This is a genomic window from Fibrobacter sp. UBA2449, from assembly GCF_002342555.1.
GTDB lineage: Bacteria > Fibrobacterota > Fibrobacteria > Fibrobacterales > Fibrobacteraceae > Fibrobacter.
The window spans coordinates 119,022-141,526 of the sequence record NZ_DDQF01000015.1 but is presented as its reverse complement, the minus strand read 5'-3'; the positions used below and the strand labels follow the sequence as shown (position 1 = coordinate 141,526).

The window sequence follows — 22,505 nt, the reverse complement described above, 5'->3', positions numbered from 1 at the left end:
AAAGAGGAAATTATGGGAACGAAGTCGTTACTATCCTTCTGTTTGGTGATGTCGGGCATGTCTCTTGCCGCGACGCAGGCAACCTTCTATGTGGCCCCCTCGGGCAACGATTCGAACAAGGGTACGGAAGCCGAACCCTTCAAGACGATTACGCAGGCCCAAAAGGCCGTGCGCGCTATTAACGGCACCATGACGGGTGACATCGAAGTCATTCTTCGCGAAGGCACCTACGCGCTCCCCGCAACCATTGCATTTGATGAGCGCGACGGCGGTAAGGACGGCCACTACGTGCGTTATAAAGCCTACGAAGGCGAACGCCCGCTGATTACCGGCGGTATGCCCATTACGGGCTGGACTCTGCACGACGAGGCGAACAACATCTGGAAAGCCGAAGGCGTCGAAGGCCGTTTTCGCCAGCTTTATGTGAACAACCGCAAGGCGGTTCGCGCATGCTTCCCCAACGTGATTGCCGCAAATGAAAAGGGCAATGGCGGTTTCGACCACGATTTCGTGCGCCTCACGAAGGTGGACTCTTCGGGCCGCGCCTTCGATGTCTCTGCCGACTACGTCAAGAATATCAAGAACATCGAGGATGTCGAAATCCACTTGATGATCGCCTGGTCCGAAAACATCCTGCGTCTTGAAAAGGCTCAAGTAAACGGCGGTACGGCAAAGCTCATCCCCAAGGACCCTGAACGCACCAAGCTGTTCCACCGCGCTTACCCGATGCTCGGCACCGCTTTCGCGAGCAATCCGCCCAAGCAGCAGGTTTTCTATCTCGAAAATTCCTACGACTTGATTGACGCTCCGGGTGAATGGTACCTGGACGAAAAGGAACACGTGCTTTACTACAAGCCCCGTTCCGGAGAAAGCATGGCTACCGCAAACGTGGTTGCGCCCCGTCTCAATACCTTGTTCAGCGTCTTGGGTAAAGATACCAAGAACAAGGTGGGCTACATGTCTTTCGAAGGCCTGACCTTCGCCCATTCCAACTTTACACGCCCCAGCGAAGAAGGCTTCCTGGATTTACAGGCTGCGAACTTCAATGTTGACGTTCTGCCGGATCCGAGCCGCGGAAACTGGGAAAAGCTGAACAGCAACAAGTACTTGCTGTGGCGCCCCGATGCGGCTTTCCGCGTCGAAAATGCGCATCATTTCTTGGTGCAGGGTAACGTGTTCTCGCAGATTGCGGCTACGGGCCTCGACTTTGTCTCCGGCACCAATGACGACATGATTCAGGGCAACGCCTTCTTCGAAATCGGCGCTGCGGGCATTATGCTCGGCAAGTTCTATCAGGATTCTACCACCGAAATCCACATCGCCTATAATCCCAGCGACAAGGACGAAATCAGCACCCGCGATACGGTCAAGAACAACCTGGTCACCAACGTGACGAACGAGCATCAGGGTGCCGTAGGTATTGGCGCCGGTTACCCGCGCTATGTGGTGATTGAGCATAACGAAGTCTCTTACACGTATTACTCCGGCATTTCCATCGGCTTTGGCTGGACAAAGGCTCAGACCGCCATGACTAACAACCATGTGAACTGGAACGAGATTCACCATATTGCCCGCCTGCTTTGCGACTCCGGCCCGATTTACACTTTGAGTAACCAGGGAACCGGCAGCGAAATCCAGCACAACTATATCCACGACAATGGAACCTCCAAGTGGGCCGACTACTGGAACGTGCCCATTTACCTGGACGAAGGTTCCAGCGGCTTTACCGTGAAAGAAAACGTGTTCAAGAATTCTCCCTCGGGCGTGGGTCAGAACCAGGCCGGCCAGAATACGTTGCAACAGGACGGTAACTACTACAGCGAAAATGTCGTGAACAATGCCGGTATCGAGAAGGAATTCCGGTACATCCGCGACATCAAGGAAATTCCGCTCGCTGACTTCAGCAACACCGTGACGCAGGCCGCGTTCAAGGCCGTGATGAGTGTTCCGGGTATCATCCAGGCCGAAGACTACGATGTGGGTGGTCAGAGCGTTTCGTATAGCGACAAGGACTTCGTGAACGAGGGTAACACCTACCGCGAAGACGGCGTGGACGTGGTGGGATTCGGTTGTGCCGATTCCGCGATGACGCAGGACTGCATGGGTTATGCCATCGGTTACACGCAGGCGGGTGAATGGCTCGAATACAGCGTGAACGTGGTGATGGCGAGCAAGTACGTGTTCCGCGCAAACGTGGCGACCGGGCTCGAAGGCGGCAGTTTCCAGTTGTTCCTCGACGGCAAGGCGGTTTCGGATACGATACCTGTGCCGCAGGGCGAAGACTGGAATACTTATGCCACAATCGACGGCGAGACTACTGAACTTGCGAAGGGTGACCACGTTCTCCGTATTCAGTTTACGGGAAGCTATGTGAATCTGGACTGGATAAAGTTTGCGCTCACTGCCGAGGAACTTTCTCCCATTCGCCAGACGGATATGCGCCTGGGCCTCGGCGAACGCGGCTACGACGTGTTCGGCATGGACGGCAAGTTTGTCTGTAGAATCGAAGGCGTAGAGGCGCTGGGCGGCATCAAGGCGGCTCTCTCCGCGAAGGGAGTGAACCCCGGCATCTATGTGGTCCGCGGTCTCGATAGCAAGAAGGCCATTAAAATAAATACGGTCAAGTGAAAGCAGGTTAACTATGAAATCGTTTGGAGTAATGCTGGGCGCTTTCGCCTGTGTATCCTCGCTAACTTTCGCGTCGGCGGATAACCCGCTTACCCTCTGGTACAACAGCGATGCGGCTGGCGAATTCACGAACGCTCTCCCCATCGGCAACGGCTACATGGGCGGCATCATCTACGGTGGCGTCACGAAGGATATTATCGGGCTCAACGAGAGTACGGTCTGGTCGGGCGGCCCGGGCGACAACAACAAGCAGGGCGCGGCAAACCACCTGAAGGATGCCCGCGACGCCATGTTCCGCGGCGACTACAGGACTGCCGAATCCATCGTGTCGAACTACATGATTGGTCCCGGCCCGGCAAGCTTCCAGCCGGTGGGTGACCTCGTGATTACCACGTCGCATTCGGGGGCCACGAATTACCGCCGCGAACTTGACCTCAAGACGGCCCTTGCAAAGACTACCTATACGGCGGGCGGCGTAAAATACACGCGCGAATATTTCGCGAGCTATCCGGACCACGTGATTGTTGTTCGTTTGTCTGCAGACAAAAGCGGCTCGGTGAGCTTCGGGGCGACCATGACAACTCCACATCGCAACAACAAGATGTCGAATAGCGGGAACACGCTCATTTACGACGTAACGGTCAATTCCATCAAGTTCCAGAACCGTCTGAACGTGGTGGCCGATGGCGGTACGGTTTCCGTCTCTAACGGGAATATCAATGTGCAGGGCGCGAATTCCGCGATGCTTGTGCTTACGATTGCGACAAACTTCAAGGCGTATAACGACGTGAGCGGCGACCCGGGCGCCATCGCGGCAAGCCTCATGAGCAAGGTGAAGGGCAAGTCTTACGACGACCTGCTTGCGGCGCACCTGAAGGACTACCAGACGATTTTCAACCGCGTGAGTATCGACCTGGGTACTGCCGACGCGAGCGCAGGCGACATTACCAGCACCCGCGTGAAGAATTTCAATTCCACGAACGACCCCTCGCTCGTAGAACTGCATTACCAGTATGGTCGCTATCTGCTGATTGCGAGTTCGCGCAAGGGCGGCCAGCCTGCAAACCTGCAGGGCATCTGGAACAAGGACACGAACCCGGTTTGGGGCAGCAAGTACACGACCAACATCAACCTCGAAATGAACTACTGGCCGGTAGAGACGGCGAACCTCGGCGAGTGTGTGTGGCCGCTCATCGACAAGATCAAGAGTATGGTCCCGCAGGGCGAAAAGACCGCGAAGGTGCATTGGGGCGTAGACGAGGGCTGGGTGGAACACCACAATACCGACCTCTGGAACCGTACCGCCCCGATTGACGGCGCATGGGGCCTGTGGCCCTCTGGCGCAGGCTGGCTCAGCACGCACCTCTGGGAACATTTCCTGTTCAACCCGACGGACAAGGCTTACCTCCAGGACGTTTACTCCACCATGAAGGGGGCGGCGCTCTTCTTCGTGAACAGCCTTGTGGAAGAACCTGAGACTGGCCACAAGTACCTGGTGACCGCTCCGAGCGATTCTCCGGAAAACGACCACGGCGGTTACAACGTCTGCTTTGGCCCCACGATGGATAACCAGATTATTCGCGACGTGTTGAACTACACCATCGAGGCGTCCAAGATTCTTGGCGTCGACGAGGATGTTCGTGCCAAGATGGAGGCGACCGTCAAGAGGCTCCCGCCCACAAAGACGGGCAAGTACGGCCAGATTACGGAATGGTTGCAGGACTGGGACGACCCGAACAACAAGAACCGCCATATTTCGCACCTGTACGGCCTTTTCCCGAGCGCGCAGATTACGCCCGAAGAAACTCCCGACTTGATCAAGGGTGCTGGAGTTACGCTGAAACAGCGCGGCGACGATGCGACCGGCTGGTCTCTTGCGTGGAAAATCAACTTCTGGGCCCGCATGCACGATGGCGATCACGCATACACGATGATCCGCATGCTCCTCACGCCAAACAAGACTTACAACAACCTCTTCGATGCGCATCCGCCGTTCCAGATTGACGGCAACTTCGGTGCGGTCTCGGGCGTGAACGAGATGCTTATGCAGAGCCATAACGGCAGAATCAACTTGTTGCCGGCATTGCCTTCGCAGTGGAAAGACGGTAGCATCAAGGGCATTCGTGCCCGCGGCGGTTTCGAGATTGATTCCATGGCCTGGAAGGGCGGCAAGCTCACGTATGTCGCCATCAAGTCCGATGTGGGCCAGACGCTCAACCTGGTGAACGGCTCCAACAAGTTCACGACCACGACGGTCCCCGGCAAGATTTATGAATTCGATGGTAACCTCAAGCTCACGAACCAGCCGTTCGAACCGGTAACGGTTCCGGGCAAGATTCAGGCCGAAAGCTACATCGCGATGGACGGCGTGCAGATTGAGGATGACGAATCGGGCGAGCCGAACCTTGGCTGGATCAACGACGGTGATTTCAGCGAATACCTGGTAAAGGTCCCGACTGCTGGCGCCTACACGCTTACGGCCCGCGTGGCATCTGCCGCCGAAGCGAAATCTACCGTTACGGTGGTCGATTCTACCGGCAAGGTGCTTGCGACGCTTACGGTAGACCCCGAAAAGACGAAGGGCTGGAACGACTGGTATGAAACTTCGACGACAATCGCGCTTGAAAAGGGCGAACAGAAACTCCGTTTCAATTACTCCGGCGAAAGCACTTACCTCTTGAATTTTGACTGGTTCAGCATTGCGAAGGGGACGGATGCGGTACCGGCGACGCGCCGGGTTGCCACGACGCTTGATGTGCGTCCGGTGCGGATGGCGCGAGCGCCCGTGGCTCTGATGGTGCAGTCGAACGGGGATTTCGAAGTGCGCCTGTATACGGCTAACGGGAATCTGGTCGCAAAAAGCCGGGGTAGCGGTGATGGGCTTGTTGAATTCGGCAAGAACGGTCGTCTGCTCCAGGGCACCTACATTGCTGTCGTTACCAGCGGAAATCTGCAAAAAACGCTAAAAATTCACGCTTTTTAGGCAGAAATAGAAAATTTTTTAGAAAAAGGGCGGTTTGTCTCTTGACAAACCGTCGTTTAAAATGTATATATGAAAATATGAATAACTGTTCATGTATTAAAAACAAAACTCATTGTCACGATGCTGTTACGGGAATCCAAAAGATGGACGTGTCTCTCGATACCCTTTTCGAACTTTCTGAATTCTTCAAGTTTTTTGGCGATACCACGCGCATCCGCATCATCCACCTGATGCTTTCGGGTGAAATTTCGGTGAACGAGATTGCCGAAAAATTGAACCTCGAACAGTCGGTGGTAAGCCACCAGCTGCGCATCCTCCGCACGGCGAATCTCGTGAAGCCGCGCCGCGAAGGTCGCAAAATTTTCTATTCGCTCGATGACGAACATATCGGGCTCATTTTCAATACGGGCCTCACACACATTCTCCACAAGAAGGGAAAGTAGACATGGATTCCTTCGTCGATATCTTTAAGGTCTTTGTACACGAGTTTATCACGCTGTTTTCCGAGATGGCGCCGTTCCTGCTGCTCGGTTTCTTGCTTGCGGGCATTTTGCACGTGTGGGTGCCGAACCATCTGTACGTTCCCAAGATTTCCAAATCGAATTTCATGTCGGTGCTGTGGGCGGCCCTGTTCGGTGTGCCGCTCCCGATTTGCAGTTGCGGCGTGATTCCCACGTCGATTGCTCTCCGGAAGGAGGGGGCGAGCAAGGGGGCGAGCGTGAGCTTCCTCATTTCGACGCCTGCGACGGGTGTGGATTCTATCCTCGCGACGTATTCGCTGCTCGGGCTCCCGTTTGCGATTTTGCGCCCGATTGCGGCATTCGTGACGGCGCTTTTCGGAGGCGTGCTCACGAACATCGTGTCTCGCGGGGAAGATGCTGCGGCGCAAGGTGAGGCTCACCCCGAAACTATCGACTTTGACGACTGCGATACCGATCACCACTGCGGTTGCGGCCACTGCGAGGAGGACCATGACCACGATGACCACGACCATCACGATCATTGCGGGTGTGGCGAACATGGCTGCGGTTGCGAATCGCGCGATGTGCACCACATGGCTTTTGGCCAGAAGGTTGTGGAGACATTCCGCTACGGGCTCGTGAACATGGTGGGCGACGTGAGCAAGTGGCTGCTCATTGGCCTCTTGCTGGGCGCCTTGATTTCGGCGTTTGTCCCGAACGAGCTCTTCCTTGCCCTGCGTGAATATCCGCTGCTCTGTATGCTTGCCGTTCTCATGCTCGCGATGCCGATGTACACGTGTGCGACGGGTTCCATTCCGCTTGCGCTTGCGCTCGTGGCGAAGGGAATTACTCCGGGGGCGGCCCTCGTGCTGCTCATGGCGGGCCCTGCGACGAGTATCGCCTCGATGCTTGTGGTAGGGAAGGCGTTTGGCAAGCGGACTCTCGTGGCATACCTTGTCTCGATTGCGGTCGGCGCGATTGGCTTCGGGCTGATTGTCGATACGTTCTTCATGGACACGTTCCTTGCGGCGATGCTCCCGCATGGCTCTGCGGAATGTCACGGGCATGGTGCGCTTGGCGTGTTTGACTATGTATGTGCGGGCCTGCTCGCTGCATTCATGATTTACGCGAAGTTCGGACACAAGGGCTGCGGCTGTGGGCACGAACATGGTGGACATTGCGGGTGCGGCCATGACCACGAAGGAAACTGCTGCCACGACCACGAAGAGGAATGCGATGAATGCGTTCACGTGACTTACCGCGTGAACGGCATGAGCTGCAGCCACTGCAAGGCGTGTGTCGAGAAGGCGGTTCGTGCGCTAGACGGTGTGGAATCTGCCGAGGCCGATGTCTCGAAGAAGGAACTTCGCGTGGAGTGGCACGACGTACACGATGTCGATGAGACGGCGCTCAGGAAGGCCGTTGAAGAAGCGGGTTTTGAGTTCGGCGGGAAGGTTTAGAAAAAGATGCCCGACCAGGCCGGGCATGACGAGAATCTGTTTCGTGCGGAAAGACGCTTAAATTACTTCGCGCGGCTTGCGAAAATCTCGAAGTCTTCGGGCGTGGTGAGCTTGTCGTTCGCGGCGTTGCCCTTCACGATGTAGACGCTCTCGCCAAAATATTCTAGGATGCTCGCCTCGTCGGTGGGCGTGAAGTTCAGGGGCTCTGCGGCAATGCGCGCGTAGAGCCTTTTCAGTAGCGCGATGGAGGCTGCCTGCGGGGTCTGTGCCATCCAGACGGTATTGCGGTCGATGGTGGATTCGACGCGCCCGTCTTTAGCAATCTTGATGGTATCGACGGCGGGCTTTGCAACAAGGCAGCTGCCCTTGGTTAGAAGCGTCTCGCACACGTCGCGGATGATTTCCCTGCTCACGAAGGGGCGTGCCACGTCGTGGACCAGAACGAATTCCGCGTTGCTTGTAAGTGCGTTCACGCCGTTCTCGACGGACTGCCAGCGCTCCGCACCGCCCACGACAATCTTCATTTTGCAGGCAATAAGTTCGCCGAGCTTGCCGGAGTGTTCGCTGTTGAAAATTTCCTTTTCGAAATGATCCTTCCAGTCGGAGGGTACGGCCATCACGACTTCTGCGATTTCTTCCATCTCGAGGAAAGTCTCGAGGCTGTAGCGGTAGACGGGCTTGCCGCCCAGGAGCATCAGCTGCTTGGGAATGTTGCCGCCCATGCGTTTGCCGAGTCCCCCTGCGGGGAGGACTGCCGCGAATCTGCCTTTCAAGTTCTGCATGTCGGTAAAGATATAAAATTACGCTTCGCCGATGCGTAGCATTTTCAGGAGCGGGATTCCGGCTTCGCGGCTGTCGGCGAGGTTTATCTCGAAGTCGATGCTCCAGTCGTTGAATTCTTCCTCGTCCTGCAGCATCTGCTGTATGTGCATCACGTCGCCCTCGTAGGTCACGATGGTGTGGGCGAGTGCGCGACCTTCCACATCGAGACGGAACTTGTGGTGCTCTGCCGTGTAGGCGGCCATAATCTCGGTGAGCATCGGCTCGGTCCACGGCTTGCCTTCGCCGTCCACGAGCATCTGGCCCTCTTCCAGGTCGTCGGCGAGGCTGTCGAGAACCGCGGCAAAATCCTGCTTCGCGAGGTTGCCCATAATCTGGAAGATGCGCTGGCGCACCATGCCTAAGAATCGTTTCTTGTCGTAGGTGATGTCGGCTGCGGCCTTGTCAGCACCGAAGGCCCTCTCTGCCTCGTCTTCTGCAGTGCCTGATTCCAGTCGCTTCTGGTAGTCCTCGGGGTGGGCCATCTTTTCCCATTCCTCCAGCAGGCTCGAGTCGGTGCGGCGTATCATGTCGCCGAGGTAGTCTTCCATCTCGTGGAGTTCGTCATTCTTGTAGCCGTCGGGCACCGTCTGGCTCAAAACCTTATATACGTAGTTGAGGTGCCGGAGCAAAATCGCTTCCATGCGCTGCAGGCCGTACTGCTTCACGTAGCCGCTGAAGGTGCTGAAGTTCTCGAACATCTCGCGCACGATGCTCTTGGGTTCCACGTTCACGTCGACCCACGGGTGCTGTTCCGCAAACTCGTTGTACGTGCTGTAGATAAACTCGCGGAGCGGCTTGGGGTACTCGACCTTCTCGATTTCTTCCATGCGCTGGTTGTATTCCATGCCCTGCGCCTTGAGTTCGTCGAGCCTTGCCGTGCGGGCCTTGTTCTGCTGGATGCGAAGAATCGCCTCCGGGTTCTCTACGATGCTTTCGCACAACGTAATTACGTCGAGCGCGTATTCCGGGCTTTCGCTGTCGAGTTTCGGGAGCGTATCTACCAGGTAGAGCGAGAGCGGCTGGTTCATCGCGAAGTCGTCCTGCAGGTCCATGTTCACGCGCAGGTGGCTGTAGCCTTCGGCTACGGGCTTCACGAACTCCACGATGTTCTTTTCCACCAGGCTTCGGAAAAGCTGGAAGGAACGGTGCTGCAGCTGTTTCTTGCTCGCTGTGCTCTCGTGGCAGTCCTTGATGAGCGTACGCATCGCCTTGCAGCCGTCGGTCTCGCGGCTCAGGATATTCAGGAGCATCCCGTGGTCTACGCGGAAGCTCGAGGTAAGCGGTTCGGGCTGCGCATCAATCAGGCGTTTGTATGTGCTCTCATCAAAGGGGACGTAGCCGTGCTCGGGCGGTTTGCGCTTCTGGAACTTCTTCCCTGTCTGGCGGCTCTTCGCCTCGAGTTTCAGGTTCTCGATTACGTGCTCGGGAGCCTGCGCCACCACGTATCCGATGTTGTCGAATCCCTTGCGCCCTGCGCGGCCTGCAATCTGGTGGAAGTCGCGTGCGGTTAATATCGCGGTCTTGTCGCCGCTGTACTTGCAGAGCTGCGTGAAGAGTACCGTGCGGATAGGGACGTTCACGCCCACGCCGAGCGTGTCGGTGCCGCAGATGACTTTCAGTAAGCCTTGCTGTGCGAGCTTTTCGCAGAGGATGCGGTACTTGGGGAGTAGCCCCGCGTGGTGCAGGCCAATCCCCTGCTTGAGCCAACGCTTGACATCGGGACCGTAGGGGCTAGAGAACCGCACTTCCTTGATGGCTTCGTTTATCTTGACCTTCTCTTCCTTGGTGCAGAGGTCGAGACTCATAAAGTTCTGCGCATTGCTTGCCGCAGCCGCCTGAGTAAAGTGAACTACATATACGGGTGCCTTGCCCTCGTTCACGAGCTTCTGCACCTCGGTCGAAATCTCTGTGGTGCTGTAGCTGAAATCGAGCGGGACGGGCCTCTGCGAGGAACGGACGGTGACCGACTGCCTGCCGGTATGCTTCGTCATCTCGCGTTCGAAAAATTCAGTTGCGCCGACGGTCGCGCTCATCAGGAGAAATCGAGACTGCGGGAGCGTCAGGAGCGGTATTTGCCAGGCGACGCCGCGCTCGCGGTCGGAATAGTAGTGGAATTCGTCCATCACTATATCGGTAATCGTGAGTTTCTCGCCTTCGCAGAGCGCCATGTTGCTTAAAATTTCTGCGGTGCAGCACAGGATGGGGGCGTCGCGGTTCACAGTCGCGTCGCCGGTAGAAAGCCCCACGTTCTCGGGCCCGAATTCCCTGCAGAGTGCCATCCACTTCTCGTTCACGAGCGCCTTGATGGGGCAGGTGTACACGCTTTTGCGTCCGTGCGCGATGCTGTCGAAATGGAGCGCGAGGGCGACCATCGACTTGCCCGAACCTGTGGGCGTGTTCAGGATAACGTTCTTGTCGTCCAGAAGTTCGAGGATGGCCTCTTCCTGCGCGGGGTAGAGCGTGGTCCCGCGGGACTGCGCCCATTCCATGAATGCTTCCAGGATGTCCTCGGAAGCGGGCGCGGTGCGGCCTCCTGCCGATTTTGTGGCGAATCTTGCAATGAAATCCTTGAGTGTGGCCTTGTTTTGCTCTGCCATAATGCGCAAAGATAGTTCTTTTGTCCCGGCTGTAATTTTAAGATTTCTATTATTTTGAAAAAATAAAAGGAACCTAGCATGAAAGGAATCGTTCTCGCCGGAGGCTCCGGCACAAGGCTCTACCCGCTGACCATGGTCACCAGCAAGCAGCTCTTGCCGGTCTACGACAAGCCCATGATCTACTACCCGCTTTCGACCTTGATGCTTGCGGGCATCCGCGAAATCCTCATCATCTCGACGCCGACGGATTTGCCGAATTTCGAGCGCCTGCTGGGCGACGGTTCTGCAATGGGCCTGAGCCTCAGTTACAAGGTGCAGCCGAGCCCCGATGGCCTTGCACAGGCGTTTATCCTGGGCGAGGAATTTATCGGTAACGACTGCTGCGCGATGGTGCTGGGCGACAACATCTTCTACGGCAACGGCTTCAGCCCGCTTCTGAAGGCTGCGGTGAAAAACGCCGAGGAGAACGGCCGCGCGAGCGTATTCGGTTATTACGTGGAAGACCCGGAACGTTTTGGCGTGGTGGAATTCGACAATGCAGGTAAAGTAATTTCTGTGGAAGAGAAGCCGAAGGAACCCAAGAGCAACTACGCGATTACGGGCCTCTACTTCTACGACAACCGCGTGAGCGGATTTGCGAAGGCCCAGAAGCCGAGCGCCCGCGGGGAACTCGAGATTACCGACTTGAACAAGACGTACCTCGACAGGGGAGAACTCGACGTGAAACTCCTGGGCCGCGGCTTTGCCTGGCTCGATACCGGCACGATGGACAGCCTGATCGAAGCGGGCGAGTTCGTGAAGATGATCGAGAACCGCCAGGGCATCCAGATTTCCGCAGTGGAAGAGATTGCCTACGTGAACGGCTGGATCAGCAAGGAAAAGTTGCTCGAGTCTGCCGCCAAGTACGGAAAATCCCCCTACGGCCAGCACCTGCGCAAGGTCGCCGAAGGGAAAATCCGTTACTAGGCCAAATTTGAAGTAAAAATCCCGCTTTTTTGACCAAAATCGCCAGTTTGGCTATTGACAACTTATCCATGCGAACATGCTTTTCGCATGGAATTTTTTCATGATTTGTGGATAATTTTAGAGTGGTGAGTTATATAAATGCCTCTCGGGGCGAAAGGGATGTAACATGAAGTTCGCTAAGACTGCAAAAATTGCTGCTACCTTCATTGGTTTCGGGCTCTGCACCTCGGCCATGGCCGAAAACCCGCTTATCCAGACATACTATTCTCCGGACCCGGCGCCTGTGGTGTTTGGCGATACGCTTTGCACCTATTCCGGTAACGACGAGGGCGGAAGTTTCTTCACGATGCACGGCTGGCGCGTATCGTGCACCACGGATATGGTGAACTGGACCGATATGAATACCCTCATTTTGGAAGCGGGTGACTTTAACGGTTCTGCCAAGAAGAACGGTGACTGGGCGTCCCAATGCATTCGCCGCAATGGCAAGTACTATTATTACGTGACCGTGGAATCCACCCGCGGCGGCCGCGCCGTCAACGTAGCCGTGTCCGACAAGAAGGAAGGCCCCTTCAAGGATGCCCTGAACGGCAAGCACTTGGCGGGCCCCAACTGGGACTACATCGACCCCACCGTATTTATTGACGACGATGGCCAGGCTTGGCTCTACTGGGGTAACCCGAAGCTCTATTACTGCCCCCTCAAGGAGAATATGATTGAATGCGCAAGCGAAATCAAGGTCTCCGATATGAGCACCTTTAACGGCAAGTATACCGAAGGCCCGTGGATTCACAAGCGCGGCAAGAAGTATTACATGATTTACGCTGCCGGTGGCATTCCAGAATCCATTGACTATTCCTGGAGCGATTCTCCGACGGGCCCCTGGACTTACAAGGGCGTCATTATGCCGAGTAGCGAACCGGGTGCCGCGTTCACCGTCCACTCCGGCATTGTCGACTTTAAGGGCCGCAGCTTCTTCTTCTACCATAACCAGAAGAACGTGAAGGGCGGCGGCTACAGCCGTTCTACCGCCATCGAGGAATTCACCTGGAATGCCGACGGTACCATTCCCACTATCCGCGCCACCAACAATGGCGTCGTGAAGCCCATCAAGAACCTTGACCCGTTCGTGCGCGTGGAAGCCGAAACCAAGGCCTGGGTTGGCGGCATGACTGTCAATACGTCGGGCGGTTACACCATCATCGAGCATGTCGGTGCCGAATACGGCAATGTGTTCCTCACCAAGATGAACAGCGGATTCTATACGAAGGTGCGTTCTGTTGACATGGGCGACGGTGCCGACCGCATTATCGTTTGCACCAGGGGTAACGGCGGTAAGCTTGAACTCCATGCCGGTTCCGAAAACGGCGCTCTCCTTGCATCCATGAATATCCCTGCAAGTTCAGCTTGGGAAGAACATACCTTCGATGTGACCGATGCCGCCGGCGTCGACGACTTGTTCTTTGTGGTAAAGCAGGGCGGGTTCGATTTCGACTACTGGTACATGGAAAGCGAAAAGACTGCCGTTCCGCAGACGGCTTACAACGATAAGCCTGCGACAATTCCGGGCAAGATCGAGGCTGAAAACTACGACGAAGGCGGCCACAACAAGGCCTTCTACGACAACGACCGCGAAAACCAGGGCAAGGCCTACCGCGAAGACGAAGTCGACGTGGTCGACATTAGCGATTCCAAGTGCGGAGACGCTGCCTGCACGGGCTATGCCATCGGTTACACCAATGACGGCGAATGGGTCGAATACACCATCAATGTCGCTGCCGATGCCAAGTACGATATCACCGCGAATGTGGCGACCGCATTCGAAACATCTGCGATGCAGCTGTTCATTGACGACAAGGAAATCACCGAATCGGTGGTTGCCCCGAAGGTCGATTCCGTGTGGACTACGTATAAGGTAATTGACGTGGGCTCCGCGGAACTCAAGAAGGGCGAACATGTGCTCAAGCTCCTGATTACGGGTGCCTACCTGAACGTGGACTGGATTCAGTTTACCGATCCGAATACGGTGGCTCTCGGTCAGGAGATTCGTGTTGCTCCCCAGCATCCGTCTGCCTATAACGTGTTCAGCGCGATGGGCAAGTTCCTCGGCCATATCGATAATGCGGGTGCGGACCTCTCCGCAACCCTCAAGCAGGCGGGCTTTGCGAACGGCATCTATATCATGCGCGGTGTCGACCATTCCAGGCCCCTTCGCGTGATGGTGAAGTAAAGGTCTTTTATAACGGATGGCGCCCCGCTAGCGATAGCGGGGTGTCTTTTTTTATCCGTCGCTTCCTATATTTTCATCGTGCAATCGCGAACTTATGCAGCCATAGACCTCAAGTCGTTCTTTGCTTCGGTGGAATGTATCCTCCGGGGTATTGACCCGTTGAAGGCGAAACTCGTGGTGGCCGACGAGAGCCGTACCGAGAAGACGATTTGCCTTGCGGTGACGCCAGCCTTGAAGGCCTACGGGATTCCCGGGCGCGCCCGCCTTTTCGAGGTGAACCAGAAGGTTCGTGAAGTCGAACGCAAGACGGGCGAGAAGATAGAATTTATCATTGCAAAACCGCAGATGGCCAAGTACGTGGAGTTTTCCACGAGGGTTTACAACGTTTATCTGAAATACGTGAGCGCCGAGGATATCCACGCTTATTCCATTGACGAATGTTTCTTGGACTTGACACGCTACCTTAAGTTGTATAAGAAACCGGCGCGCGAACTGGTGAAGACGATTATACAGGATGTGTTCACGACTACGGGCATTACGGCGACAGGCGGGATAGGCACGAACCTTTACTTGTGCAAGGTCGCGATGGATATCATGGCGAAGCATGTGGAAGCTGATGAAGATGGCGTGCGCATCGCGGAACTCGACGAGATGAGTTACCGCAGGCAGCTGTGGTCTCACCAGCCGATAACGAGCTTTTGGCAGGTGGGCCGTGGGATTGCTGCTCGCTTGGAAAAGTGCTACTTGAATGGTGGGCGTGGAATCCGTACGATGGGCGATATCGCCCGTGTGAGCGTCAAGAATCCCGATGCACTTTACAAGATGCTCGGTGTGAATGCGGAGATATTGATAGACCATGCCTGGGGTTACGAACCCTGCACGATTGCCGACATCAAGAAGGCGAACCCCCGGAGTCGCAGTACCGGCGAGGGCCAGGTGCTGCAGGACCCGTACCCTTTTGACAAGGCGAGGCTCGTGGTGCGCGAGATGGTCGATACAGTCTCGATGGCGCTGGTTTCGCACGACCTGGTGACAAATGCCATGGTGCTTACTGTGGGTTACGACCGCGAAAATGTGGACAAGGGAATTTACCGCGGCGAGACCGTAGTGGATTTCTACGGACGGACAATCCCGAAGCCTGCTCACGGGACGGCGAATATCGGCTACTACACGAGTTCGCAGGCCGTGATGGCGGAAGCTGTAATGAAACTCTTTGACCGCATCGTGAACCCGGAACTGACTGTGCGACGCCTGAACCTTGTAGCGACGGACATTGTGGATGCGAGCTACGAACAGTACGATCTGTTTACCGACGTGCAAAAACAACAGCGCGAAAAGAAGCGCCTGAAGGCGGAACTGCTCATCAAGAAGCGCTTTGGCAAGAACGCCATCGTGAAGGGCATGGATTTGCAGGAGGGGGCTACCACCATCGAGCGGAACGGGCAGATTGGAGGACATCGTGCGTGACGACTACAGCGACATAATAAACTTGCCGTATCCGCGCGACGATTGGAACTTCCTCATGAAGCATCCGCGTATGGCCGTGGTTGACCGAGCAAAGATTTTTCATCCTTTCGCTGCTCTCCGCGGGCATGCGGAAGCGCTTGATGCGACTGCCGAAAAGAAACAGGATGCAGTGGAAAACGAGTTTGGCTACGATGACGATTTTGGCGCGTGATTTTACAGATAGTGAAAAGGCTATTGATATAGTTAAAATTTATAGTTTGGCATAAGAAAGTAGTATTGTCGCGGGGCCTTGTAATGCGGGGGCCGCATTTCTATTTTTGCGCCGTCTTTTAAACTACATGGAGGCGTTTTATGGAAAAACGTACAGGCTTGTTTTCGAATGGAATCATCTGGTTCGGTGTCGCCATTTCTGTTTCCGAAATCGAGGCGGGCATCGAAATCGGTGCCGCGGCTGCACGCGATTCCTTGTGGCTCCCGCTAATCCTCGGCCATGTGCTGGGCGGCATCCTGCTCTTTTTCGTGGGCCTCATCGGTGCGCGCGTGCGTGTGAACGCGATGGAAACGACCGCCTCCGCCTTCGGTAAGTACGGCTCCAAGTTTTTTGCCGCGCTGAACGTTTTCCAGCTGCTCGCGTGGGTGGCCGTGCTGAACGCGCAGGGCGCTTCGGCCTTGGCGGGGCTCAACCTGCCTATTTCTTTCCCGCTTACGTGCGTCATTCTTGCGGTGCTTATCGCCATCTGGGTGTTTGTCGGGCTCAAGCGTTCCGCGAACGTGACGACGGTCGTGATGGCGGCGCTTGCGGTTTTGCTTGCGATTCTTTCTGTCAAGCTGTTCGGGCTCAATGGCGTCGATAGCACGACCGTCGCCGGCGCTGCCGCCGGGGCCGCCGCGGGTTCCGTAGCGTTACTCGGCTTCTGGAATATCTTCGAGATTTCCATCGCCATGCCCATTTCCTGGCTGCCGGTGATTTCGGACTACTCGAAGGACGTAGAAAAGCCCGTGAAGGCGACCGCGGTTTCAGCTGCTGCATACACGTTCGCAAGCCTCTGGATGTACATTCTCGGCATCGAAATTGCGGGCATCGGTGCGAACAACAACATCGCGCAGGCCATCCTCCTTGCAGGCCTCGGCATCCCGGGCATCATCATCGTGGTGCTCTCTACCGTCACGACGAACTTCCTCGCGGCCAATTCCGCAGGCGAATCCTCAAAGGCGATTTACGGCAAAATCAACCCGAAGATTGCAGGCGTTATCGTGAGCCTCCTGAGTGCGGTCCTCGCCATCTCGGGAATCATGGAACACTACATCAGCTTCCTCTACCTGATTGCCTCGGTATTCGCGCCCATGGCAGCCGTGTTGCTCGTCTCGTTCTACTTCGGGAAGGTTGGCGCAGTCGATGCCCGCGAAAACAGCGCACGCGCCGCATCTCTCGGATTCTGGCTCTGGAACCTTTTCTCTTGGCTTGCGGGTTTCATTGTCTATCAGGTCGCCGAGCACCTTGATTCCGTGCCGCTCGGCCCCACACTCCTCGCCGTTATCGTATCGGCCGTATTTGCCTATGCACGCGTGCTATTCCGCGGCATCCATGGCAGGCAATAATTTCTAAATTATAACTCGCTATGCCACAGAAGAAGATTGCCCTCATCAACGATATCACCGGATTCGGCCGCTGCTCGGTTGCCGTCATGGCTCCCGTCATCTCGGCCATGAAAATCCAGGCGGTCGCGGTACCCACGGCAATACTTTCTACGCATACGCAGTTCCCCAAGTATTTCTTTGACGATTACACCTCCAAAATGCGCGACTACATCCAGACCTACAAGGACCTGGACATGAGTTTTGACGCCATCGCGACGGGGTTCCTCGGCTCCGAGGAACAGGTGGACATCGTCATCGACTTCATCAGGACTTTCAAGAAGAAGGGCGTGTTCACGCTGGTCGACCCGGTGATGGGCGACTACGGCAGGCTCTACACCACGTACACGCCGGAACTTTGCGAAAAGATGCGCGCGCTCGTGCATTACGCCGACATCCTCACGCCGAACCTCACCGAACTCTGCTCGCTTACAGGTTCCGATTACCGCGACGGGAAACTCTCTCCCGCCGAAATCGAGAACATGTGCAGGACGCTTGCCGAACAGGGCCCCGAACACATCGTGGTGACGGGAATTCGCTACAGCAGCAAGCAGATCATGAACTACGTGTACAGCAAGGGCGAAGAGGCTAAAATCGTGATGGCCGACCGCATCGGCGGCGACCGCAGTGGCACAGGCGACGTGATAAGCGCAGTGATTGCGGGCATGTACCTGAACGGCCACGATTTTTACGAGTCGGTGAAGAAGGCTGCCGAATTCGCGTCCAAGTGTATTGAATATTGTGTACAAAATAATGTTCCCGAACACTGGGGCCTGAGCGTCGAGATGTACCTTCGCGACCTCATAGAAGATTAAAGGGGGGCCAAATGATAGTTTATACCGTGACAGGAAAAGTCGGCCAGGCCGGCTATTTGGATATCGCGAACAGCGGCGACATTGCTGGCAAGAACATCTACGTGAACATGACGAACCGTTGCCCGTGCAGTTGCGTGTTTTGCCTGCGCCAGACGAAGAAGATGATGGAAGGCAATTCGCTCTGGCTCAAGGAAGGTGAACCGAGCGTCGAGCGCGTGATGGAAATTTTCGACGCATACGACCTGAACGCAATCAACGACCTTGTTTTTTGCGGGTTCGGCGAACCGCTTGAACGCCTGCACGACGTGTGCGAGGTGATTGACAGGCTCAAGGCGAAGTACCCGAAGCTCAAGGTGCGTGTGAACACGAACGGCCTTGCGAACCTGATCCACGGCAAGGATATCACGCCCGAACTCGAAGGTCGCTTCGACACAGTATCCATTTCGCTGAACGCCCCCAACGCCGAAGAATTCCTCGCACTCACGCGCTCCAAGTTCGGCATCAAGTCTTACGATGCGCTCAAGGAATTCGCCGTGCTAGCGAAGGCCCACGTGAAGAACGTCGTCATGACCGTCGTCGAGAAGGTGATGCCCGAAGAAAAGATCGAGATTTGCCGCAAACTGTGCGATGAACTCGGCGTCACGCTACGCGTGCGTCCGTTCGAGGAGTAAATGCTAACCTGGTGCGGAGAATGCTGATGTTGCGTTTGATTGTAATGTGTTTGGCGGTGGCGCTTGCCTGCACGAATTCGTTTGCGGCGAAGTCCGGCGCAAAATCTAAACCAGCAAAAGCATCGTCCGCAAAGTCGAAGCCCGCGAAAACGGCCTCTAAATCCAAGGCGCTCGAGTTCAAGGACCCGCGCGACAAGCAGACTTACCGCCTCGTGAAAATTGGCGACCGCACCTGGTTCGGCGACAACTTGAATTTCGAGTCCGAAGGCAGCTACTGCCTCGATGACGACGACAACAACTGCATGGCGTATGGCCGCCTCTACACGTGGGATGCCGCCCGCAGTGCGTGCCCTTCCGGTTTCCGCCTGCCGAAGCACGAAGATTTCGAGAGCCTCTGGAACGCAGCCGGTGGCGACTACAATGCGGGCTACCTGCTCAAGACAAACTATGGATGGAAGGGCGACACCAACGGCAACGATACGCTCAAGTTCGGTGCCATGCCTGCCGGCAATCGCTTTGACGACGCCACCTACGGCAACCTTGCCAAGTTTGCCTTTTTCTGGAGCTCGGATGATGCTCTGGAAGATATCGGGCAGGGCGAAGCCCGCGTTTGGTACCTCACGAACAAGTCGATGGCCTTCGGCTACACTTCGAAATCAAAAGTTTTCGGTTTTTCGGTGCGTTGCGTCAAATAGAGCGTTTTTCCTTGCTTTATTGTAAAATTTCAATCGCTTTTACAACGTTTTTTGGGTTAAAGCATCGCAATGTTTCTTTTTTTATTTATTTTTATGGAAACACACAAAAAAGGAAGAACATATGAAGAAAAAACTTTTCCCCCTCCTTGGATCCCTCCTGCTTTGCGCAGGCTGTGAAATTACGGTAACGGATAACACCGAAATTAGCGAACCCTCTGACACTCCGGTATCTCTTGGTCAGCTTCCCAAGGATTACTATATCAAGGACCTGATGGCCTACACTTGGTCTGACGGTGCTGGTCAGGCAACAGTTTATTCCTCGACCTGTAAGGAAGAGAATTATGAACTCGTCTGGAAGGCCGACAATCAGAAGGAATATGTCGTCACCTTCTATGATTACCCCTCTCGTGACTCTCTCGAAATGATGATTGGTGCTGCAAGCTTCGGCATGTACTATGATGCCGACATGAGCAATCCGTATCCGGCAGGCCGTATCTACCAGGCCGACCAGATTAACAAGGATGCCATCAGCGGTTTCGTTATCGGCTACGACACCTATGCCAGCGTAGGCTTCATCAACACGGAATGCCCTGTCGAAGATCTCGATTTCGCTGACGAAATCATGGACTTCCTCAAGATCAATGCAAATGACCAGGTAAGTTACAACTGCAATACGGTCACTGCTGCTGGCGTAGATATCAAGCTCGTGTCCAACAAGCCGACCTCCGTTTCTTACTCCATTTCGTTCGAAGGCAACAAGTGTGACATCACCGAAACGCTCCGTTTCGCCTTCTATGAAGATGACTGCAAGGCCGCTTACGATGACTTCCTGATTGACGCAGAAGCCGAACCGGGCCTCCGCTTCGACATGAACGATTACAGCTACAGCCTCGAAACCGAGAGCCTCCGCTGCCTCGACAACCTCCTCGACGACTTCTACATGGACGCCCCGCTCTTCAAGGGCAAGAAGGTCGAAAAGAGGAGCGGCAAGGAATTTGCCAAGTTCCTCAACAAGATGTCGAAGAAGATCCGCAAGTAGTCTAAACGGCAAAGCTTGATAAAGGGATTCCCCGGAATGGGGAATCTCTTTTTTTGTTAGATTTGAAACGATGCCGCAATCTGTCCGCAACATTGCTATACTCGCGCATGTCGATGCCGGAAAGACGACCCTTTCCGAGCGTATATTGTTTGCGGCGGGCGAGGTGCGCAGGCCGGGAAAGGTCGAAGAGGGCCTTGCCACGATGGACTACATGCCCGAAGAAAAGGAACGCGGCATCACCATCGAGAGCGGAGTCGCGCACTTCGAGTGGAAGAACATCTGGTTCAACTTTATCGATACGCCGGGGCATGTGGATTTCGGTGCCGAAGTCGACATGGCGCTCTCGGCCGTGGAAGGCGCCGTGCTCGTGGTGAGTGCGGCAAGCGGGGTCGAAACGCAGACGGTCGCCGCTTTCAAAAAGTTGCGCGAGGCGGGAGTGCGGACCATCCTGTTCGTGAACAAGCTCGACAATCCCGACTATTCGCTTGACGAAACTCTCATCAACATCGAAGAAATCCTGGGCGTGCGTCCGGTGCTGATGACGCTTCCGCAATACGAGAACGGTCGCATGTCGGGGGTGCTCGATGTGCTCAGCCAGAGCAGACTCGTCCATTCGGAAACGGGCGAGGAAGTGGTCGATGACGGCTGGAATGTCGAAGACGGATGGGACGGTTCTCAGGAACTCAAAAAACATTATGTCGAAGCGTCCGAGTTCGCGAGCAATTTCGACGACGAGGTGCTGAAGCTTGCCGTTGATGGTAAACGCGTTCCGCCCAAGACGCTGCTGCGAGGCCTCAAGGCGCTTGCCAATAGCGATGATTATGCGCTCTGCTATGCGGGTTCTGCAATGGAAGGCTACGGCGTGCGGAGCCTTGTCACAGCGCTTTCTTTCTTCTTGCCCGAACCGCCCGTATTTGCCGATGGCGAACTCGGACAGGTGATTCGCTTGCGCTATTTCAAGGGCGTGGGCGAAATTTCGCTGTTCCGCAGCCATGCCGACATGGAGCGCAAGGCGTGGCCCGCGGGTTTTGAGTTCTCGCGCCTCAAGGCGAACTTGCTGCAGCCTGTCGACGAAATCCGTTCGGGCGATATTTACGCGATGCGCACCCCGTTCGAGACAGAACTCGGACAGGTCATCTATGCGGATGGCACTTCGCCCTCGCCGCAGGCCGAAGCGGCGTCCGACGATGACATGCCGACCTCCATCCGCGACAAGTACCAGCCGCTTTTGCAGACGCGCGTGGAATGCCTCGGTTCCGAGGACTACCACCATGTGGAAAAGAGCCTCAATACGCTTGGCCGCATGGATCCCAGTTTCCGCGTGCAGAAGGACGATGGCGGATTCTGGTACCTGCATACCGTGGGCGAGGTGCAGCTCGATGTGTTGCTTGCCCGCCTCAAGCGCGAATTCGGTTGTGAAGTCAAAGCAGGTAGCCCCGAAGTCCGCTGGCAGGAGCGCCTGTGCCGTAACGTGGGCCCTGTCGAAAATACTTTCCAGCTTGGCCCGCACAAGATTTCGATCAAGCTTTCGGCGACGCCGCTCGAAGGTGATGCGCATGATATCCGCCTTTCCGCCGAATTTTTGGAGACGGCTCCCCGCGAAATTCTGGCGGGCGTCCGTTCGGCTCTCCTGGAATCAACCGAGGTGGGAATCCTTGGCAAGGGAGCCCTTGTCGGTGTTTGCTTCGAAGTCCATGAATTTACATGGACCGAGGGGGCCTTGCCGCCCATGATCAAGAAGGCGTGTGCCGATGCAGTGACCAAGCTAATCAAGCCTGCCGATGTGGAACTTTACGAGCCCATCATGGAACTTTCGCTGGAATGCCCCGTGAACTTTGCGGGTCTTGTCACCGGCGATATCCAGGCCCGCGACGGCAAGGTGAAGGAAATCGGCGGTGATGGCAAGATACACTTCTTGAAGGCGGATGTGCCGCTGCGGAAAATCTTCGGTTACGCTACCGGCGTGCGCAGCATCAGCAAGGGCACTGCGCTCTACAGCATGAAACTGCTTGGTTACAAGCCTGCGACGGTTTGAT

The 22,505-nt window shown here is 55.7% G+C and carries 16 protein-coding genes; 14 read left to right on the top strand and 2 right to left on the bottom strand.

Features of this window, described 5'->3' with window-relative positions; all coding sequences use genetic code 11:
* Window positions 1-12 precede the first annotated feature (12 nt).
* The 4 genes from B4B27_RS09900 to B4B27_RS09885 all read left to right on the top strand — a co-directional run bounded on the left by B4B27_RS09900 (window position 13) and on the right by B4B27_RS09885 (window position 7,532).
* Window positions 13-2,628 carry a carbohydrate-binding protein gene (locus B4B27_RS09900; protein WP_290726136.1) on the top strand — a complete coding sequence of 872 codons (2,616 nt, stop codon included), beginning with the start codon at window positions 13-15 and terminating at the stop codon, window positions 2,626-2,628.
* A 13-nt stretch (window positions 2,629-2,641) separates the two neighbouring features.
* A complete protein-coding gene (locus B4B27_RS09895; protein ID WP_290726134.1) occupies window positions 2,642-5,611 on the top strand; it encodes a glycosyl hydrolase family 95 catalytic domain-containing protein in 2,970 nt (989 codons plus the stop codon).
* A gap of 143 nt (window positions 5,612-5,754) precedes the next feature.
* Window positions 5,755-6,054 carry an ArsR/SmtB family transcription factor gene (locus B4B27_RS09890; protein ID WP_290726132.1) on the top strand — a complete coding sequence of 100 codons (300 nt, stop codon included), beginning with the start codon at window positions 5,755-5,757 and terminating at the stop codon, window positions 6,052-6,054.
* A 2-nt stretch (window positions 6,055-6,056) separates the two neighbouring features.
* Window positions 6,057-7,532: an SO_0444 family Cu/Zn efflux transporter gene (locus tag B4B27_RS09885; RefSeq protein ID WP_290726130.1), complete on the top strand. Its 1,476-nt coding sequence runs from the start codon at window positions 6,057-6,059 to the stop codon at window positions 7,530-7,532.
* 62 nt (window positions 7,533-7,594) lie between these two features.
* On the opposite strand, the gene ispD is transcribed toward B4B27_RS09885, so the two are convergent.
* On the bottom strand, window positions 7,595-8,314 hold the full coding sequence (gene ispD / locus B4B27_RS09880; RefSeq protein ID WP_290726128.1) for a 2-C-methyl-D-erythritol 4-phosphate cytidylyltransferase: 720 nt from the start codon (window positions 8,312-8,314) through the stop codon (window positions 7,595-7,597).
* A gap of 18 nt (window positions 8,315-8,332) precedes the next feature.
* Window positions 8,333-10,951 carry a DEAD/DEAH box helicase gene (locus B4B27_RS09875; protein WP_290726126.1) on the bottom strand — a complete coding sequence of 873 codons (2,619 nt, stop codon included), beginning with the start codon at window positions 10,949-10,951 and terminating at the stop codon, window positions 8,333-8,335.
* Between the two features lie 78 nt (window positions 10,952-11,029).
* On the opposite strand from B4B27_RS09875, the gene rfbA reads away from it, so the two are divergent.
* The 10 genes from rfbA (at window position 11,030) to B4B27_RS09825 (ending at window position 22,504) form a co-directional block, all read left to right on the top strand.
* Entirely contained in the window at window positions 11,030-11,917 is an 888-nt protein-coding gene (gene rfbA / locus B4B27_RS09870; protein WP_290726124.1) for a glucose-1-phosphate thymidylyltransferase RfbA, read from the top strand.
* A 166-nt stretch (window positions 11,918-12,083) separates the two neighbouring features.
* Window positions 12,084-14,147 carry a family 43 glycosylhydrolase gene (locus B4B27_RS09865; protein WP_290726122.1) on the top strand — a complete coding sequence of 688 codons (2,064 nt, stop codon included), beginning with the start codon at window positions 12,084-12,086 and terminating at the stop codon, window positions 14,145-14,147.
* Between the two features lie 78 nt (window positions 14,148-14,225).
* The gene (locus B4B27_RS09860; protein ID WP_290726120.1) at window positions 14,226-15,614 is read left to right on the top strand and encodes a DNA methylase; all 1,389 of its coding nucleotides are present in this window, start codon (window positions 14,226-14,228) and stop codon (window positions 15,612-15,614) included.
* Window positions 15,607-15,825: a hypothetical protein gene (locus B4B27_RS09855; protein WP_290726118.1), complete on the top strand. Its 219-nt coding sequence runs from the start codon at window positions 15,607-15,609 to the stop codon at window positions 15,823-15,825. Before B4B27_RS09860 ends, B4B27_RS09855 begins: the two co-directional genes overlap by 8 nt.
* 140 nt (window positions 15,826-15,965) lie before the next feature.
* Window positions 15,966-17,213, top strand: coding sequence for a cytosine permease (locus B4B27_RS09850; protein ID WP_290726116.1), 1,248 nt, complete (start codon window positions 15,966-15,968; stop codon window positions 17,211-17,213).
* 20 nt (window positions 17,214-17,233) lie between these two features.
* Window positions 17,234-18,064: a pyridoxamine kinase gene (locus B4B27_RS09845; RefSeq protein ID WP_290726114.1), complete on the top strand. Its 831-nt coding sequence runs from the start codon at window positions 17,234-17,236 to the stop codon at window positions 18,062-18,064.
* Between the two features lie 11 nt (window positions 18,065-18,075).
* The gene (locus tag B4B27_RS09840) at window positions 18,076-18,735 is read left to right on the top strand and encodes a TatD family nuclease-associated radical SAM protein (protein ID WP_173381133.1); all 660 of its coding nucleotides are present in this window, start codon (window positions 18,076-18,078) and stop codon (window positions 18,733-18,735) included.
* Between the two features lie 26 nt (window positions 18,736-18,761).
* Window positions 18,762-19,430 carry a fibrobacter succinogenes major paralogous domain-containing protein gene (locus B4B27_RS09835; RefSeq protein ID WP_290726112.1) on the top strand — a complete coding sequence of 223 codons (669 nt, stop codon included), beginning with the start codon at window positions 18,762-18,764 and terminating at the stop codon, window positions 19,428-19,430.
* A gap of 121 nt (window positions 19,431-19,551) precedes the next feature.
* Window positions 19,552-20,469, top strand: coding sequence for a hypothetical protein (locus tag B4B27_RS09830; protein WP_290726110.1), 918 nt, complete (start codon window positions 19,552-19,554; stop codon window positions 20,467-20,469).
* 70 nt (window positions 20,470-20,539) lie between these two features.
* Window positions 20,540-22,504 (top strand): GTP-binding protein, encoded by a 1,965-nt coding sequence (locus tag B4B27_RS09825; protein ID WP_290726107.1) that lies wholly within the window; start codon window positions 20,540-20,542, stop codon window positions 22,502-22,504.
* Window position 22,505 lies beyond the last annotated feature (1 nt).